Source organism: Mesorhizobium sp. M7A.F.Ca.CA.002.05.1.1, from assembly GCF_003998335.1.
Classification (GTDB): Bacteria; Pseudomonadota; Alphaproteobacteria; order Rhizobiales; family Rhizobiaceae; genus Mesorhizobium.
In genome coordinates this window covers 1-1,236 of the sequence record NZ_RZQI01001272.1, presented here as the reverse complement: position 1 = coordinate 1,236, position 1,236 = coordinate 1, and the positions used below count along the sequence as shown (strand labels likewise).

General features: G+C 62.9%; 1 protein-coding gene and 1 pseudogene. One reads left to right on the top strand and one right to left on the bottom strand.

Annotated elements, in window-relative coordinates; all coding sequences use genetic code 11:
• Positions 1-151: 151 nt before the first annotated feature.
• The gene (queF, locus tag EN939_RS34810; RefSeq protein ID WP_027042220.1) at positions 152-613 is read right to left on the bottom strand and encodes a preQ(1) synthase; all 462 of its coding nucleotides are present in this window, start codon (positions 611-613) and stop codon (positions 152-154) included.
• A gap of 101 nt (positions 614-714) precedes the next feature.
• Here queF and EN939_RS34805 point away from each other — a divergent pair.
• Positions 715-1,203 (top strand): annotated as a pseudogene (locus tag EN939_RS34805) (oxidoreductase); the annotation flags it as partial.
• Positions 1,204-1,236: the final 33 nt, after the last annotated feature.

The following is a 1,236-nucleotide window of genomic DNA, read 5'->3' as shown; positions in this document are numbered from 1 at the left end:
AATGCTGCCGTTGGTTCACAACTCGTCTGGTTTGGAGGCGCAGGCCATGTCGATCTGCTGCGCTACGACCAACTGCGCTACAGCGATGCTATCTTTTCCTTTCTTGCAACAAAGCTCTGCCGGACGGGTGCCATCCATGGTTGACGTTCGCTCAACCCCGCCCGCGATAAGGCGCTACCCCGGTGTCGGGCAGCCAGGCGCCTTCGGGCGGAGCGCCGGTTTGCCAGAACACATCGATCGGAATGCCGCCGCGTGGATACCAATAGCCGCCTATGCGCAACCACAGCGGCTTGGTTGCCGCCACGATGCGGCGGCCGATCATGACGGTGCAGTCTTCATGGAAGGCGCCATGGTTGCGAAACGAGGTCATGAACAGCTTGAGCGACTTCGATTCCACCAGAGCCGCATCGGGTGCATAGTCGATGACGATATGGGCGAAGTCCGGCTGGCCGGTGACTGGGCACAGCGAGGTGAATTCCGGGCAGGTGAAGCGCACGATCGCCGGCGGTCCGTCACCGCGCGAAAACGGTACGGTCTCCAGGACCGCTGCTTCGGGGCTTCGTGGCGTCTCGACGTGCGCGCCGAGCTGGGTGAGGGTTTTGGTGTCGATCATGGCAGCAATCCTTGTCGCATGTGCCCGGAGTGCGTGCGGGACGACATGCTTGAAAACGAATTTTGCCGCTCATTAGCACAATTTGAAACCGCAGGAAGACGATGACCAGCAACGATCCGCTTCTCCAGCCCTACCAGCTCAAACACCTGACGCTGAAGAACCGGGTCATGTCGACCAGCCATGAGCCGGCCTATTCCGAGGACGGCATGCCGAAACAGCGATACCGGCTCTACCATGCCGAGAAGGCCAAGGGCGGCATGGCGCTGACCATGACCGCCGGCTCGGCGATCGTCTCGCGCGACAGCCCGGCCGCTTTCGGCAATCTGCATGTCTATGACGACAGGATCGTGCCATGGCTGGCCGAGCTCGCTGACGCCTGCCACGAGCACGACTGCAAGGTGATGATCCAGATCACCCATCTCGGCCGCCGTACCGGCTGGAACAAGGCCGACTGGCTGCCGGTGCTCTCGGCCTCGCCGGTGCGTGAGCCGGCGCATCGCGCATTCCCGAAGACGATCGAGGACTGGGACATGGAGCGCATCGTCGCCGACTATGCTTCAGCCGCCCAGCGCTGCGAGGCCGCCGGCCTCGCAGCGCTGGGCGGCTGAAGCATAGTCGGCGAC